Origin of the sequence: Curtobacterium oceanosedimentum (assembly GCF_040545555.1) — a bacterium.
Lineage (GTDB): Bacteria > Actinomycetota > Actinomycetes > Actinomycetales > Microbacteriaceae > Curtobacterium.
On record NZ_JBEPMD010000008.1, the window covers coordinates 169,323 to 183,496 of the forward strand.

At 72.5% G+C, this 14,174-nt stretch carries 15 protein-coding genes; 10 read left to right on the forward strand and 5 right to left on the reverse strand.

The genetic code is table 11. From position 1 onward, the window contains the following. The first annotated feature begins 33 nt into the window (after positions 1–33). From ABIC52_RS10875 to ABIC52_RS10905, 7 genes are all read left to right on the forward strand, one after another. Positions 34–789, forward strand: a complete 756-nt coding sequence (locus tag ABIC52_RS10875; RefSeq protein WP_126891746.1) for an SDR family NAD(P)-dependent oxidoreductase — start codon at positions 34–36, stop codon at positions 787–789. Between the two features lie 152 nt (positions 790–941). Beyond that, positions 942–3,869: a Na+/H+ antiporter subunit A gene (locus ABIC52_RS10880; protein WP_354027313.1), complete on the forward strand. Its 2,928-nt coding sequence runs from the start codon at positions 942–944 to the stop codon at positions 3,867–3,869. Continuing rightward, the gene (locus ABIC52_RS10885) at positions 3,866–4,291 is read left to right on the forward strand and encodes a Na(+)/H(+) antiporter subunit C (protein WP_209676114.1); all 426 of its coding nucleotides are present in this window, start codon (positions 3,866–3,868) and stop codon (positions 4,289–4,291) included. The genes ABIC52_RS10880 and ABIC52_RS10885 overlap by 4 nt, the downstream gene beginning before the upstream one ends. After that, the gene (locus ABIC52_RS10890) at positions 4,288–5,988 is read left to right on the forward strand and encodes a Na+/H+ antiporter subunit D (RefSeq protein WP_126891749.1); all 1,701 of its coding nucleotides are present in this window, start codon (positions 4,288–4,290) and stop codon (positions 5,986–5,988) included. Before ABIC52_RS10885 ends, ABIC52_RS10890 begins: the two co-directional genes overlap by 4 nt. Beyond that, positions 5,985–6,566, forward strand: coding sequence for a Na+/H+ antiporter subunit E (locus ABIC52_RS10895; RefSeq protein ID WP_209676112.1), 582 nt, complete (start codon positions 5,985–5,987; stop codon positions 6,564–6,566). The genes ABIC52_RS10890 and ABIC52_RS10895 overlap by 4 nt, the downstream gene beginning before the upstream one ends. Then, positions 6,563–6,904, forward strand: a complete 342-nt coding sequence (locus ABIC52_RS10900; protein WP_126891751.1) for an MrpF/PhaF family protein — start codon at positions 6,563–6,565, stop codon at positions 6,902–6,904. Before ABIC52_RS10895 ends, ABIC52_RS10900 begins: the two co-directional genes overlap by 4 nt. Next, positions 6,901–7,257, forward strand: a complete 357-nt coding sequence (locus ABIC52_RS10905) for a cation:proton antiporter (RefSeq protein WP_126891752.1) — start codon at positions 6,901–6,903, stop codon at positions 7,255–7,257. Before ABIC52_RS10900 ends, ABIC52_RS10905 begins: the two co-directional genes overlap by 4 nt. Position 7,258: 1 nt before the next feature. Here the strand turns inward: ABIC52_RS10905 and ABIC52_RS10910 are convergent, their stop codons facing one another. The 3 genes from ABIC52_RS10910 to ABIC52_RS10920 form a co-directional block, all read right to left on the reverse strand. After that, a complete protein-coding gene (locus ABIC52_RS10910) occupies positions 7,259–8,230 on the reverse strand; it encodes an NAD-dependent epimerase/dehydratase family protein (protein ID WP_354027314.1) in 972 nt (323 codons plus the stop codon). Between the two features lie 49 nt (positions 8,231–8,279). Then, positions 8,280–9,518 (reverse strand): MFS transporter, encoded by a 1,239-nt coding sequence (locus tag ABIC52_RS10915; RefSeq protein ID WP_354027315.1) that lies wholly within the window; start codon positions 9,516–9,518, stop codon positions 8,280–8,282. A gap of 221 nt (positions 9,519–9,739) precedes the next feature. Continuing rightward, positions 9,740–10,180, reverse strand: coding sequence for a MarR family winged helix-turn-helix transcriptional regulator (locus ABIC52_RS10920; RefSeq protein WP_126891755.1), 441 nt, complete (start codon positions 10,178–10,180; stop codon positions 9,740–9,742). A 46-nt stretch (positions 10,181–10,226) separates the two neighbouring features. On the opposite strand from ABIC52_RS10920, the gene ABIC52_RS10925 reads away from it, so the two are divergent. After that, positions 10,227–11,462 (forward strand): multidrug effflux MFS transporter, encoded by a 1,236-nt coding sequence (locus ABIC52_RS10925; protein WP_209824419.1) that lies wholly within the window; start codon positions 10,227–10,229, stop codon positions 11,460–11,462. A gap of 10 nt (positions 11,463–11,472) precedes the next feature. On the opposite strand, the gene ABIC52_RS10930 is transcribed toward ABIC52_RS10925, so the two are convergent. Then, positions 11,473–12,198, reverse strand: coding sequence for a phosphatase PAP2 family protein (locus tag ABIC52_RS10930; RefSeq protein WP_126891180.1), 726 nt, complete (start codon positions 12,196–12,198; stop codon positions 11,473–11,475). 144 nt (positions 12,199–12,342) lie between these two features. Between ABIC52_RS10930 and ABIC52_RS10935 the strand changes: the two genes are divergently transcribed. Then, positions 12,343–13,095, forward strand: coding sequence for a DUF3800 domain-containing protein (locus ABIC52_RS10935; protein WP_209676098.1), 753 nt, complete (start codon positions 12,343–12,345; stop codon positions 13,093–13,095). Positions 13,096–13,211: 116 nt separating this feature from the next. On the opposite strand, the gene ABIC52_RS10940 is transcribed toward ABIC52_RS10935, so the two are convergent. Further along, complete coding sequence (locus ABIC52_RS10940; protein WP_126891178.1) at positions 13,212–13,520, reverse strand: Dabb family protein; 309 nt, start codon at positions 13,518–13,520, stop codon at positions 13,212–13,214. Positions 13,521–13,651: 131 nt separating this feature from the next. Between ABIC52_RS10940 and ABIC52_RS10945 the strand changes: the two genes are divergently transcribed. After that, complete coding sequence (locus tag ABIC52_RS10945; RefSeq protein WP_209676094.1) at positions 13,652–14,008, forward strand: VOC family protein; 357 nt, start codon at positions 13,652–13,654, stop codon at positions 14,006–14,008. Positions 14,009–14,174: the final 166 nt, after the last annotated feature.

The following is a 14,174-nucleotide window of genomic DNA, read 5'->3' on the forward strand; positions in this document are numbered from 1 at the left end:
TCGTGCCGGAGCAGACCGACGACGGGAGCGACGATGCACCTCGACCTGACCGACCGCGTGGTGGTCGTCACCGGAGCCGGTCGGGGGATCGGCCGGACCCTGGCCGCGCGCTTCGCCGCCGAGGGGTGCCGCGTCGTCGCGTTCGACCTCGCCTTCGACGACGACGGTGGGGACGGCGTCGACCGGGTCGTGTGCAACGTCGCCGACCCGGGCTCCGTCCGCGACGCCGTGGACGAGGTCGTGCGCCGACACGGCACCGTCGACGTGCTCGTCAACAACGCCGGCATCAACGTCACCGGGACCGTCGCCGAGCTCGGGTGGGACGAGTGGCGGCGCTGCATGGACGTCAACCTCGGCGGCACCTTCCTGGTCAGCCAGGCGGTCGCGCCGGTGATGCAGGCGGCCGGACGCGGGCGGATCGTCAACGCGGCGTCGTTCGCGGCGATCGTGCCGAGCGTCGGGAGCGCGGCCTACGCGGCGTCGAAGGCCGCGGTCGTCTCGTTCACGCGGGTGCTCGCGTCGGAGCTCGGCCCGTGGGGCATCACCGTGAACGCCTACGCCCCCGGGATGGTGCCGACCGCGATGAACGGGTTCGCCGGGATGCCGCAGGCCGACCAGGACCGACTCCTCGACACGCTGTCGCTCCGGCGGTGGGAGACGCCGGACGACGTCGCCGACCTGCTGGTCTTCCTGGCGAGCGACGCGTCCGCGTACATCACGGGCACACTCCTCGACGTGTCCGGCGGCAAGCTCGCGACACAGGTCCCGGCGCGCGCGCACGGTCGCTGAGGTCGAGCCCGCGCGCACTGCTCCGGCGCGGAGCAGAGTGGAGGGAGCCCTCGCGCCAGCTGTCCGGTCGTTCAGGAAGTTGCCATCCGCCTCTCCGTAGGCTGTGAGGGCCCAGTGAGCCGGACTGCAGCCCGACCCCGAGGAGGTGCCCGATGGTCTCCGTCCTCGTCGCGTTCGCGATCGTCGCCCTGATCGTCCCCGCCCTGACCCCGTTGATGGGGCGACGCGTGTTCTACGTCGCCGCCCTCGCTCCGGCCGCCGCCGCGGTGCTGACCGTCGCGCAGACCGATGCCGCCCTCCACGGCGGGGTCACGAGTCGGTGGCAGTGGATCCCGGAGCTGGACCTGGCACTGTCCCTGCGGATGGACGCCCTGTCGTGGGTCCTCGCCCTGGTCGTGTCCGTCGTCGGGGCGCTCGTACTCGTCTACTGCGCGTCGTACTTCGAGCGGGACGAGCCCGGACTGGGCCGGTTCGCGTCCGTCCTGACCGCGTTCGCCGGGTCGATGTACGGCCTGGTCGTCGCTGACGACGTGATCGTGCTCTTCGTGCTGTGGGAGGCCACGACGGTCTTCTCGTACCTGCTCATCGGGCAGGACGCCGACAAGCGCGCGAGCCGGGCCGCCGCCATGCAGGCCCTCGTCGTGACGACCGCCGGCGGCCTGGCGATGCTCGCCGGACTGGTCGCCCTGTCGGTCACCGCGGGCACCACGAGCCTGTCGGGGATCATCGCGCAGGCGCCGGAGCTCGTCGACCGTCCCGGGCCGCTCGTGCCCGTCGCGGTCGTCCTCGTGCTCCTCGGCGCGCTGACGAAGTCGGCGATCGTCCCCTTCCACTTCTGGCTCCCGGCAGCGATGGCGGCGCCGACCCCGGTCAGCGCCTACCTGCACGCCGCCGCGATGGTCAAGGCCGGCATCTACCTGGTCGCGCGGCTGGCCCCGGCGTTCGCGCTGCTGACCGGCTGGCGCGAGACGATCACGGTGCTCGGCGTGCTCGGCATGCTGATCGGCGGATACCGCGCGCTGCGGCAGACCGACGTCAAGCTGCTGCTCGCCTACGGCACGGTCGCCCAGCTCGGCTTCCTCGTGCTCGCCGCGGGCTGGGGCGCACCGGCCGTCGCCCTGGGCGGGGTCGCGCTGCTCGTCGCCCACGCCACCTTCAAGTCCACGCTGTTCCTGGTCGTCGGTGCGGTCGACCACGTGACGGGCACCCGCGACCTGCGGAAGCTCAGCGGACTCGGGCGGAAGCTGCCCTGGCTGGTCGTCGTGGCCGTCCTCGCGCTCGCGTCGATGGCGGGCATCCCGCCGACGATCGGGTTCGTCGCGAAGGAGGCCGTCCTGACCGGCTTCCTCGAGGAGCTGCACGGGCCGCAGGCCGCCTGGGCGTGGATCGCGCTCGTCGGGGTGACCCTCGGCTCGGTGCTCACCGTCGCGTACTCGCTCCGGTTCCTATGGGGCACCTTCGCCCGGAAGCCCGGCGTGCCGGACACCGAGGCACACGGCCTGCACGGGCTGGGTGTCGTGCCGTCCGTCCTCGCCGTCGCCGGCCTCGCGCTGGGCGTGCTCACCCCCGTCGTCGCGCACGGCATCGAGCCCGCCGCCACCGCGGCCGCACTGCCCGAGGGCGAGGTCCCGCACCTGGCGCTCTGGCACGGGCTCGAGCCCGCACTCGGCCTCTCCGCGATCACCCTCGTCGGCGGTGTCCTCCTGTTCCTCGCACGACGCCGCGTCGAGGCCCTGCAGCACCGGCTCTCCGGGTCGCCGAGCGCGGCCGACACCTACCGGAAGACCATGCGCGGGCTCGACCGCCTGGCGACCGGGCTCACCGCCGGCGTCCAGCGCGGGTCGCTCCCCTACTACCTGACCGTGATCCTGTCGGTGTTCGTCGCCGGTGCGCTGGCGAACCTGGTGCTCGGCGGCCCGTGGGCGTTCCGCGTGCGCTTCGCCGACTCGTGGGGCCAGGTGCCGGTGGTCGCCGTGATGGCCGTCGCCGCGATCGCCGTGCTGACCGCGAAGACCCGGTTCGCCGCCGCGGTGCTCGTCGGCGTCACCGGGTACGGGATGTCCGTGCTCTTCGTCCTGCACGGCGCGGTCGACCTCGCGCTCACCCAGCTCGTGGTCGAGACCGTCACGCTCATCGCGTTCGTGCTGGTGCTCCGCCGGCTCCCCCCGCGGATCGCCACGGCCAACCCGTCGCGCTTCCGGATCGTGCGGGCCCTGTTCGCCGGTCTCGCGGGAGCCACGCTCGCCGTCGTCGTGGTCGTCGCGGCCTCGGCACGGAACAGCACCCCGATCTGGCCCGACATCCCGGCGCTCACGAAGTCGTTCGGCCACGGCCTGAACGTCGTGAACGTCGCCTTGGTCGACCTGCGCGGCTGGGACACGCTCGGCGAGCTGACCGTCGTCGTCGCCGCGGCCACGGGTGTCGCGAGCCTGATCTTCCTCGACTCGCGCGAGGACACCCTGCCGCGACTGCGCGACCTGCCCGCGAGCGTGACGAGCGACAAGCACCGCCCGGACGGTGAGCCCCGCGCCTGGCTGCCGACGAGTGCGGCGATCCCGACCGGACGCTCGGCACTGCTCGACGTGGTCGTCCGGCTGCTCTTCCACGGCCTCGTCGTGCTCTCGCTCTACCTGCTCTTCGCCGGGCACAACGCGGCGGGCGGCGGGTTCGCCGGCGGCCTCGTCGCAGGCATCGCCCTGGCCGGTCGGTACCTGGCCGGCGGTCCCGCGGAGCTCGGCGCCGCCGCACCGGTCCGTGCCGGACGCCTGCTCGGACTCGGAGTCGCGACCGCGGCCACCACCGCGATCGTCCCGCTGTTCTTCGGGAAGGAGGCCCTGTACTCCGCGTTCTTCGAGGCGACCGTGCCCGTGCTCGGCCACGTGGAGTTCGTCACCGCGACGTTCTTCGACATCGGCGTCTACCTGGTCGTGGTCGGGCTCGTCCTCGACGTGCTCCGGAGCCTGGGGGCCGAGGTCGACCGACAGCGCCTCGAGGACTCGCGGGCACGCATCACCGACACCACGGAGGGCGACGTCGACGACAACGCCGCCGCCGCGACCCCGGAGGGGAGTGCCGTATGACCATCACCCTGGTCCTCGTCATCGCGATGGCGGTGCTGTTCTCGTGCGGCGTGTACCTGCTGCTCGAACGGTCGCTGACCCGGATGCTGCTCGGGTTCCTGCTGCTCGGCAACTCGCTCAACCTGCTGCTGCTCATCATGTCCGGCGCCGCGGGCAAGCCCCCGATCGGTGGCTCGTCCGAGGGCATCACCGACCCGCTCCCCCAGGCGTTCGCCCTGACCGCGATCGTCATCACCTTCGCGGTGAGCGCGTTCCTGCTCGCACTCATCCACCGCTCGTGGAAGCTCTCACGCGCCGACGAGGTCGAGGTCGACGAGGCCGACGTCGCGATCGGCAGGGACCGCGACGACGATCCCGCCGACGACGACCCCGAGATCGACACCGACCCCGAAGCGGCCCAGAACGAGGAGGCCACGCGATGACCTGGCTCGTCCCCCTGCTCGTCCTCGTCCCGCTGCTCGGCGCCGCCATCGCACTCGGCCTGCTCCGGCACCAGAAGCTCCAGCGCGCCATCACGGTCGCGGTGCTCGCCGTCGCCGTGGTCGTCGCCGCCACGCTCATGGTGCTCGTCGACCAGCACGGCACCATCGTCGTGCAGGTCGGCGGGTGGCAGGCGCCGTACGGCATCTCCCTCGTCGTCGACCGGCTGAGCGCCCTGCTCCTCACGGTGAGCGCGAGCGTGCTCCTGCTCGTGCTGCTCTTCTCGATCGGCCAGGGCCTCGCGGCCGACGACGAGGACGCCCCCGTCACGATCTACTACCCGACCTACCTGGTGCTCGCGGCGGGCGTGCTCGACGCGTTCCTGGCCGGCGACCTCTTCAACCTCTACGTCGCGTTCGAGATGCTCCTCGTGGCGAGCTACGTGCTCATCACCCTGGGCGGCAGCGAACAGCGCGTCCGCGCCGGCACCACGTACATCATCACGAGCCTCATCGCCTCGGCGCTGTTCCTCGCGTCCATCGGTCTGGTCTACGGCGCGACCGGCACCGTGAACATTGCGCAGATCTCGGAGCGCGTCGCCGGGCTCCCCGAGCACGTGCAGCTCCTGCTCCACACGATGCTGCTCATCGCCTTCGGCATCAAGGCCGCGGTGTTCCCGCTCGCCTTCTGGCTGCCCGACTCCTACCCGACCGCACCGGCGCCGGTCACCGCGGTCTTCGCCGGACTGCTGACGAAGGTCGGCATCTACGCGATCATCCGGCTCGAGACGATCATCTTCCCGGGCCCGCAGCTCAACGACGTCCTGCTCGTCGTGGCGGTGCTCACGATGATCGTCGGCGTGCTCGGGGCCGTGTCGCAGACCGACGTGAAACGGCTGCTGTCCTTCACGCTCATCAGTCACATCGGGTTCATGGTGATGGGGATCGGACTGGGTTCCGTCGTCGGCACCGCCGCCGCCGTCTTCTACACGGTGCACCACATCGTCGTGCAGACCACGCTGTTCCTGGTGTCGGGCGTGATGGAACGCGTCGGCGGGACGACCTCGACCCGGTCGCTCGGCGGACTGCTCAAGGCCGCTCCGCTCCTCGCGGCCCTCTACCTGGTGCCGGCGTTCAACCTCGGCGGGATACCGCCGTTCTCCGGCTTCATCGGCAAGCTCGGCCTGTTCCGCGCCGCGGCCGAGGACGGCTCCCCGATGGCCTGGGTGACGATCGCTGCCGGGGTGGTCACGAGCCTCCTGACCCTGTACGCGCTGATGCGCGTCTGGGACGCCGCGTTCTGGCGGCCGAAGCCCGCCGCCGAGGCGGCTGCCCCGCACGCCAGCACGGCGGAGCCGCACGCGCACCTGCGATCGCCGGAACCGGCGCCGCTGACCGTCTCCGAGGAGACCGGCGAGGCGTACCACCCGGGAGGCTCGACCACCGTCACCGACGCGGCGCACGCGAGCAGCGCCTCCCGTCCGGCCACCGGCCAGACCCCGGCCGTCGAGCCGTCGGTCCACACGCCGCTGCCGCGGATGCTCGTCGCCGTCACGACCGTGGCGGTCCTCGGGTCGGTCGCGCTGACCGTCGTCGCCGGGCCGCTCTACGGGTACGCGACCCGCGCGGCCGAGTCGCTGGAGTCGCCGGCGCGCTACGTGCAGGCGGTCCTGGGCAGCACGGACGGAGGTCCCCGATGAGCGACACCCGCCGCATCACCAACGCCCGACGGATCGCCGTCGCCTGGCGGTACGACGTGCCGCTCGTGGCCGGACTGACCGTGCTCTGGGCGCTGCTGTGGGGGTCGTGGACCGTCCTGACGCTGCTGTGCGGCGTGGTCGTCGCGCTCCTCGTGACCCAGCTGCTCCCGCTGCCGCCGGTCCCCCTGTCGAAGCGGTTCTCGCTGCCGCGCGCGCTCTGGTTCCTGGTGGTGTGGGCCGGGCACGTCGTCGTCGCCTCGTTCAAGGTGGCCTGGGCCGCGATCCGACCGCGCGGCGTCCGGCAGAGCTCGATCGTCCTCGTGCAGCTGCACACCACGTCGGAGATGACCTTCACGCTCGCCACCCTGGCGATCTCCCTCGTGCCCGGATCGTACGTCGCCGACGTCGACCTCCCCCGCCGACGCCTGCTCATCCACGTGCTCGACACCGAGCGCCGCGAGCAGGTCGACCAGGAGCGACGGACCGTCGCACGCATCGAGGAACTCGTCATCCGCGCCATCGGGTCGAAGCAGGACGTCTCCGAACTCGCCGAGCCGCTGCGGGAGGTGACCCGGTGAGCGCCGCGGTCGTCGTCATGGCCGTCGGGATCGCCCTCGTGCTCGTGCTGCTCGGCGCCACGCTCGCACTGGCCGTCGGTCGGATCGTCCGCGGTCCGACGATCCTCGACCGGATGATCGGTTCCGACATGGTGCTGACCACCGCGCTCGTCGTGATCGCCGCGGCCATGATGATCCGCCGCGACCTCACCGCCGTACCCGTGCTGGTCGTCATCGCGGCGACGAGCGTCTTCGCGACCATCGCCGTCGCACGGATCGTCACACCGTCGTCGGACCCGTCCGACGAGGGGATCGACGTGACCACGCCGGAGCACGCCGTCGAGGAGGAGTCGAAGTGATCGAGATCCTGGAGTCCTTCGTCGACGGTGCCGGCGTCCGTGCGTGGATCGCCCTCGGGTTGATGCTGGTCGCTGCGGCGCTGTCGCTCGGCGCCGCCGTCGGGATCGTGCGCTTCCGGGACCCGCTCGTCCGGCTGCACGCGATGGCGAAGCCGCAGGTGCTCGGCCTGGCGCTCGCCCTGGCAGCCGTCGTCGTGGCGGTGTGGACCTGGACGGCGTTCTGGGTGGTGCTGCCGGTGCTCGTGTTCCAGCTCTTCCTGGTGCCGGTGTCGACGCACATGATCGCCCGTGCCGGGCTGCGGTCGAACGACTACCGGCACGAGGACCTGCTGGTCGACGACACCGAGGACTGACTCACCCGGCAGCGCGGACGGCAGCCTCGTCGTCGTCCGAGAGTCCTGCGCCGTGCGGGTGGACCGGTTGCAGCTGCTCCCACGCGAGCACGTCCGCCAGCGTCTCGGCGAGTGGGCGCCACCTCAGGCCAGCCGAACGTGCGCGGTCTGCCGGTCGGTCGTTCATGCCCTGGTGGTCGTCGTCGGGGATCCACAGCGGTAGGGACCGCGCCCCCGCCCACGGTGCGACCCCGCGCGCGAGGAGCACCTCGTCCGACAGCGGCTCGACCGGGACGTCCACGGCCGCTGCGGCCCGTGCTGCCTCGAGGTGCTGCCCCAGCGTGACGACCTCGCCGGTGACGTCGTGGACGCCCGCTCGGCCGCCCTCGGCCGCTCCGACGAGCCAGACCGCGAGGTCGCGGACGTCGATCACCGAGGTGGGCCGATCGGTGCGCGCCGGGACGACCACCGCACGGCCGCTTGCCGCGGCGCGGGCGAACCGCCACGGCCAGTAGCCGGAACGTCCGGTGTGGTCGCCCGGTCCGCCGACGAGTCCGGCCCGGGCGATCGAGGCGCGCTCGGAGCCGAAGGCGTCGAGGACCGCACGTTCGCACGCCACCTTTGCAGCGCCGTACTCGGCGGGGTCGTCGGACGGCTCGACCACGGCGGCGTGCTCGTCGGCACCGCGCTCGGCCTGGGACGCGTAGACGCTCACGGTCGACACGAAGACGTACCGATCGGCGACGGGCTCGAGGTCACGGGCTGCGCGACGGACGTGCTCCGGGGTGCGGGAGACGTCGACGACCGCGTCCCATCGCTCGCTGGCGACCCCGGTCAGGGCGTCGTCGCGGTCCCGGTCGGCCCGCACGAGTCGGGCGCCGGTCGGGACGTCCGAGCCGCGTGCGACGCACGTCACGTCGTGGCCGGCGTCGAGGGCGTACTGCACGACGGTCCGACCGAGCCAGGCGGTGCCGCCGAGGACGAGGATGCGCATGCAGTCCAGCCTGCACCGGTCGGCGACCGGGCGTCCCGCGGCGCTGGGGTCAGGCGGTCGCGGCGACCGGGGTGCCCGCGCGCCGAGCGAGCAGCAGGTCCGCCACGGCGGCGACGACGACCAGCGCGGCGGCGTACGCGGGGAACGCCATCGCAGCACCGGTCCCGAACCGCTCCGCGACCTCGCCGACCACGGCCGACGCGACCGACTGCCCGACGATGACCGCCGAACCGAGGATCGTCATCGTCGTCGCCGAGCGTCCGACGGGCGACCGGTCCGACCCCAGGCTGTACTGCGCCACGAGCGTCGGACCGATGCCGATGCCCATGATCCCGAGCACGAGGACGACCGACCCGACGGAGTCCGCCCGGCTGAAGGCGATCGCGCCGCCGAGCAGCACGACACCGAACACGAGCCAACGCCAGGCGACGCCGAACCGCTGCGGGAACGCCGCCGAACCGAGGGCGAGCGCCGCGGACCCGATCCCCATCACGCCGTAGAGCAGGCCCGCCCGGGACGCATCGCCCTGCTGCTCCATGAACGCGGTCAGCGCGGTCAGCGTCGACCCGAAGAAGAGTCCGATGCCGAGGATCCCGACGACGACCACGAGGAGCCTCGGGCGGAGCAGCTGCCGGGCCGGGGCACGCGTCTCCTGCGTCGGCCCGCCGACGACGAGGGCGCCGGTCGGGTGCAGGGCGAAGGCGGTGACGAACACGAACGTCAGCGCCGAGGCCCCCGCGACGGCCACCCACGGGGCGATCGTGCTCGCGAGCAGACCGACCAGGAACGGTCCGACGATGAAGACGGTCTCGTCCGCGGCGGACTCGTACGCCATCGTGCCGCTGAACACCTTGTCCCGTCGGGCCCCGGACATGCGCTGCCGGATGATCGCGACGAGCCGCGTGCGGGACATCGGCGCGACCTGGGGCGCGGTCGCACCGATCAGGAACGACATCGCCAGGACCGCGAGGTCGGGCGCGGTGCTCGCGACGACGAGCGGCAGGACCCCGAGGAGCACGGCGTTCGCCAGTCCGACCGGCACGAGGACGGCGCGCTGACCGAAGCGGTCGGCTGCGGCACCGACGAGCGGCCCGAAGATCGCCGAGCCGATGCCGACGAACGCGGAGTTGATGCCGCCGAGGGCGACGGAGTCACGGGACGCGACGACGAGGGTGAGGACACCGACGACCATCATCGCGAACGGCAGACGGGCGACGAACGCGATCGGGAAGTACCACCGGCCGGCGAGGGAGACGAGGGACGCGTCGGAGCGTCGGGGTTGGAGCATGAGGGGGTGTGCCTTCTGGGGCCCGGCCTGTCGGGCAGCGGGCCCATCGGGTGCCGCCGCTGTCCGTCGGTGGGGCCGACGGCCGGTAGATACACACTGCTTGCTGTTGTGTCCGTCCAGGGTACCAAGCCCGTCCGGACGGCACACGGGGTCGGGTCGGGACGCACCACGGGTCGGCCGGGAGGCGCGTGGCGGGCCCGCCACGCGCCTCCCGGCCGTCGTCAGCCGCGTCGCAGGCCGTCGTCGATGCGTGCCAGCAGGTCGGCGGCGGCGCCGAGGCCGCCCTCGTCGCCACCGAGGGCGGTGCGGAGCCGGCCCGCCCAGTGCGCGTGCAACCGCGCGATGCTGTCGTGGGCGAGGGCGGTGGGGTGCAGCTGCACGGTCCGGGCGTCGTCCGGGTCCGTGCGGCGCTCGACCATGCCCTTCGCGACGAGGGAGCGGAGCGCGACGCTGCAGTTGCTGCGCTGCAGCGCCGTGGCGTCGGCCACGGCACTCGGGGACGCACCGGGGTTCCGGTGCACCCACCGCATCACGAGCGCCTCGGTGCCGGTCAGCGGGACGATGTCGAGCGCGTGCGGACCGTGCGGGTCGACCTCGCGGCCGATGCGCAGGACGACGTCGGCGAACTCGGCGAGGGCGTCGTCGGAGACCGCTGGTGCCATGCCGTCACTGTACCGTCCTGGGTCAATGAGTTATGGTTTCATAACCATGACGACGGACACGGGATCCATCCGCGCCACCACGGCGACGCCCTCCACCCGCCCCACGGGCATCACGACACCCCTGCTGCTCGTGCTCGGCCTGCTCAGCGCGGTCGCCCCCTTCGCGACCGACCTCTACCTGCCGGCGTTCCCCCGGATGACCACGGAGCTGTCCGCATCGGCCACGACCGTGCAGCTCACCCTGACCGCGTTCCTGGTCGGCGTGACCGCGGGGCAGCTCGTGTTCGGACCACTGTCGGACCGCTTCGGCCGGGTGCCCCCGCTCCTTGCCGGGGCAGCGCTCTGCGTCCTCGCCAGCGCCGCAGCGGTGCTCGCGCCGAACGTGGCGGTGCTGATCGTCGCCCGGCTGCTGCAGGGCCTCGGCGGTGCAGCCGGCATGGTGATCGGCCGCGCCGTGATCTCCGACCTGGCGACCGGCAGGCCCGCCGCCCGCGCCTTCTCGCTCATGATGATCGTCGGCGGGGTCGCACCCGTCGTGGCACCGCTCCTCGGCGGGCTGCTCACCGGACCGATCGGGTGGCGCGGACTGCTGACGATCGTGCTCGGCCTCTCGGTGCTGATGCTCGTCGCCGTGCTCGCCGTCGTCCGGGAGACGCACCTGCGCTCACGTCGTGACGCCCTCCGGGCCGAGCGCGTGGCGTCCGGCGCTCCGCTGCGAGCCCTGCGGTCGCGCACCTTCGTCGGCTACACGGCGGTCTTCGGCTTCGCGTTCGCGGTCATGATGGCGTACATCTCGGCGTCGCCGTTCCTGTACCAGGGCATGCTCGGGCTCGACACCGTCGGCTACGGTCTGGCCTTCGGCCTGAACGCACTGGCGCTGATGGGCGTCAGCATCCTGTCGGCGAAGCTCACCGCGACCCGCTCGGTCGAGGGCGTGCTGACGTTGGGCATCGTCCTGGTGACGGCCTCCGCCGTGGCGTTCGCGCTGCTCGTCGTGACCGGGGCACCCGTCCTCTGGCTCGCGGTGCCGCTCTTCACCGCGGTCGGGTCGCTCGGCCTCGTGCTCGGCAACGCCACCGCGCTGGCGCTCGGTGCGGTGCCCGGGGTCGCCGGCAGCGCGTCGGCGGTGCTCGGTGCCCTGCAGTTCGGGCTCGCGGCGCTCGTGTCGCCGCTCGTCAGCATCGGGGGCGAGGGCACGGCGGCACCGCTCGCGGTCGTGATGCTCGCGGCCGCGGTGGTCGCCGTCGTCGCACTCGTGGCGGCGCGGCGAAGCCGGACGTAGCGGCGCACGGTCAGCGGCGGACGCGGAGCGGTACCGCGGCTCCCTCGCGCGGGCGGAGGAACGGGATGCGCGGCATCGCCCAGTCCACCCACACCACCCGGGCGGCCGGTGCCACGGCGAGCGCCCAGAGGATCGAGGCCGCGGCGTCGGTCGGGTAGTGCACGGCGTCGATCGACACCGACAGGAAGACGACCACGATCGCCACGACGCCGACGACCCGCGCGACCTGGTGCCACCGGGTCTCGCGGACGACCCACACGAGCGCGATGACGAACGCGGTGATGTAGACCGTGTGCCCACTCGGGTACCCGGGGTCGGGCTGGACGGGGAACGGGTGCGGCAGCAGCGCCACGTCGGGCCGGGCGCGGTGGACGATCTCCTTCACCACGGCCGACGGCAGCCACGTGATTGCGATCGTCATCCCGAAGCCCAGGGCCGGTCGGAGGTCCCTGGCCCGCCACCAGATGATGCCCGCGACGACGAACGTGATCGCGATCGCCGGCACCGGACTGATGACGTGGTAGACCGCCGTCGTGAACGCTCCGACCGCGCCGGTGTGCAGCGTGTTGAACGCCTTCGCGAGACCTATGTCGACCGAACCGAGGAAGAACCCGATCACCGTCAGCACGACCACGGCTCCGATGCCGATCGTGACGGTCGCCAGCGGGTGGGGGTTCGGCTCGAGGATGCCGACGACGTCGGCCCTCCTGCGGCGGCGCTCGGGCTCGGTGCTCATCAGCCCATCGTCCCAGGAGGACCCGCTCGTGCCCGGCACGGACGGCCCCCGCAGATCAGAGAGCACTCAGTCTGCCTGGCCCTGGTCCGCATGCGGCATCCACAGGGCCGACGGGCGACGCGCCCCACGTGCCAGGCTCGTCGGATGCTGGTGGCCTACGTCGACGAGTCGTACGACCGAGAGCGGTACTACGTCGCTGCGGCGATCGCCACGCTCGACCAGTGGGACGCCGTCGCGGAGCGGCTGACGGGGGTCCGCAGGCGAACCGCTGTCGAACACGGAACCGATCCGGCGATCGAGTTCCACGGCCACGAACTCATGGGCGGTGCCGGCTCGTGGCGATCGTTGCGAGGCAGGCATCGTGAGGCTGCGGGCATCTCCCTGGCGGTTCTCCGGGCTGCACTCGACTGCGGAGTCCGGTACGTCCTGTGCGGAGTGGACACTGCACAGCTCAAGGCCCGGTCCCACGATCCACGGACGCCGCACGCAGTCGCCTTCGGGCACGTCCTCGAGCAGATCGATCGGTACACGGGCGCGTGCGGCGACGGGGAGCAGGCGATCGTCGTCGCCGACGAGATCGCGACGCAGGCAGAACACCAGCGCGCGTTCGCCGGGTACCAGGAGTTCGGCACACCGGGTTCGCAGTCGTCCAGGCTCCGGAACATCTCGTCCCCGATCAACTTCGCGTGCTCCCGGTTCGCCGACGGGCTGCAGGTCGTGGACCTCGCCGTCTACGTGCACTACCGCCGGGAGCGCGTCCGCAATCCGCACCCGGCCGCTCGCAGGACGCTTGCACAGCAGTGGGCCGCGATCGCACCGGCAGTCGTCCACCGGGAGACGTGGCCGACCGACGGAGGTGCCGACGACTCCGACGAGGAAGAACGAAGGCCCCGATGACGGGGCCTTCGGCTGGCGACGTTCCGAGAACCGGCCCGTCGTGCTTCCACGGTAGCTCAGGACGGCCGTCGTCGCGACCCCTCGCCTTGCAGCTCGACGCGCTCGAGCAGCCCGGCTCAGTCCTCGACGTCGAACACGACGACGCGACTGCTCCCCGCGCCGATGTGGTCGGCGACCGGGCGGTGCTCCGGGTGCGGCAGGTAGCCGGCGAGTGCCTCGCGGTCGCGGAAGCGCACCGTGAGCATCCAGTCGAACCCGCCCTCGAGGCCCTCGGTGCTGATGCTCGGTCCCGAGTGCACCGACTCCACTCCGTCGATGCGGGGGAGGTGCTCGCGGCACAGGTCGTCCGCTCGCGCGGCGTGCTCGACGGCCCCGTCCCGCGCTGCGTCCCACTGCACCAGCACCACGTGCGTCACACCGGCCATGTCCTGCTCCCGTCGTCGTCGCCCACACTGCCCCCCGGGCACTGGGACACCACCCTGCCTGTGTGCGCACGCGGGCACGCGACCTACCGTCGGCCGGGTACGAGACGACAGGGCACGACGAGAGGAACACCATGGCAAGCGGAGTGGCAGCGGTCTGGGTACCGGTCAGTGACATGCAGCGCGCGGTCGCGTTCTACCGCGACGCGCTCGGCCTGACGGTCGCGAGCGAGGACGACGACTGGAGCGAGATCGACGCGAACGGGCTGCGCATCGGCCTGAACGCCCGGGAGTCGGCGAGCCCGTCGAGCGGGGGCGGCGCGGTCGTGTCGTTCCAGCCGGACGGGAGCATCGAGGACGAGGTCGCCGACCTCCGGTCGAAGGGCGTCGAGTTCGCGGGTGACGTCAGCGAGCACCCGTGGGGCAAGATCGTCCCCTTCAAGGACAGCGAGGGCAACGACCTGCAGCTGTACGCACCGCCGCAGGGCTGACGTGCGCGGGTCGCAGACGCGACCCGATGACGGACGGGAGGCGGGGGGGCGGCCGGGCCCCCCCCCCCCCCCCCCCCCCCCGGGCGGCGATAAAAACGGGGGGCCCCCCGCCCGCCGGGTCAGCGCGCGCGACATGATGCTAGGCACACCGCGGGGGCGGGGGGAC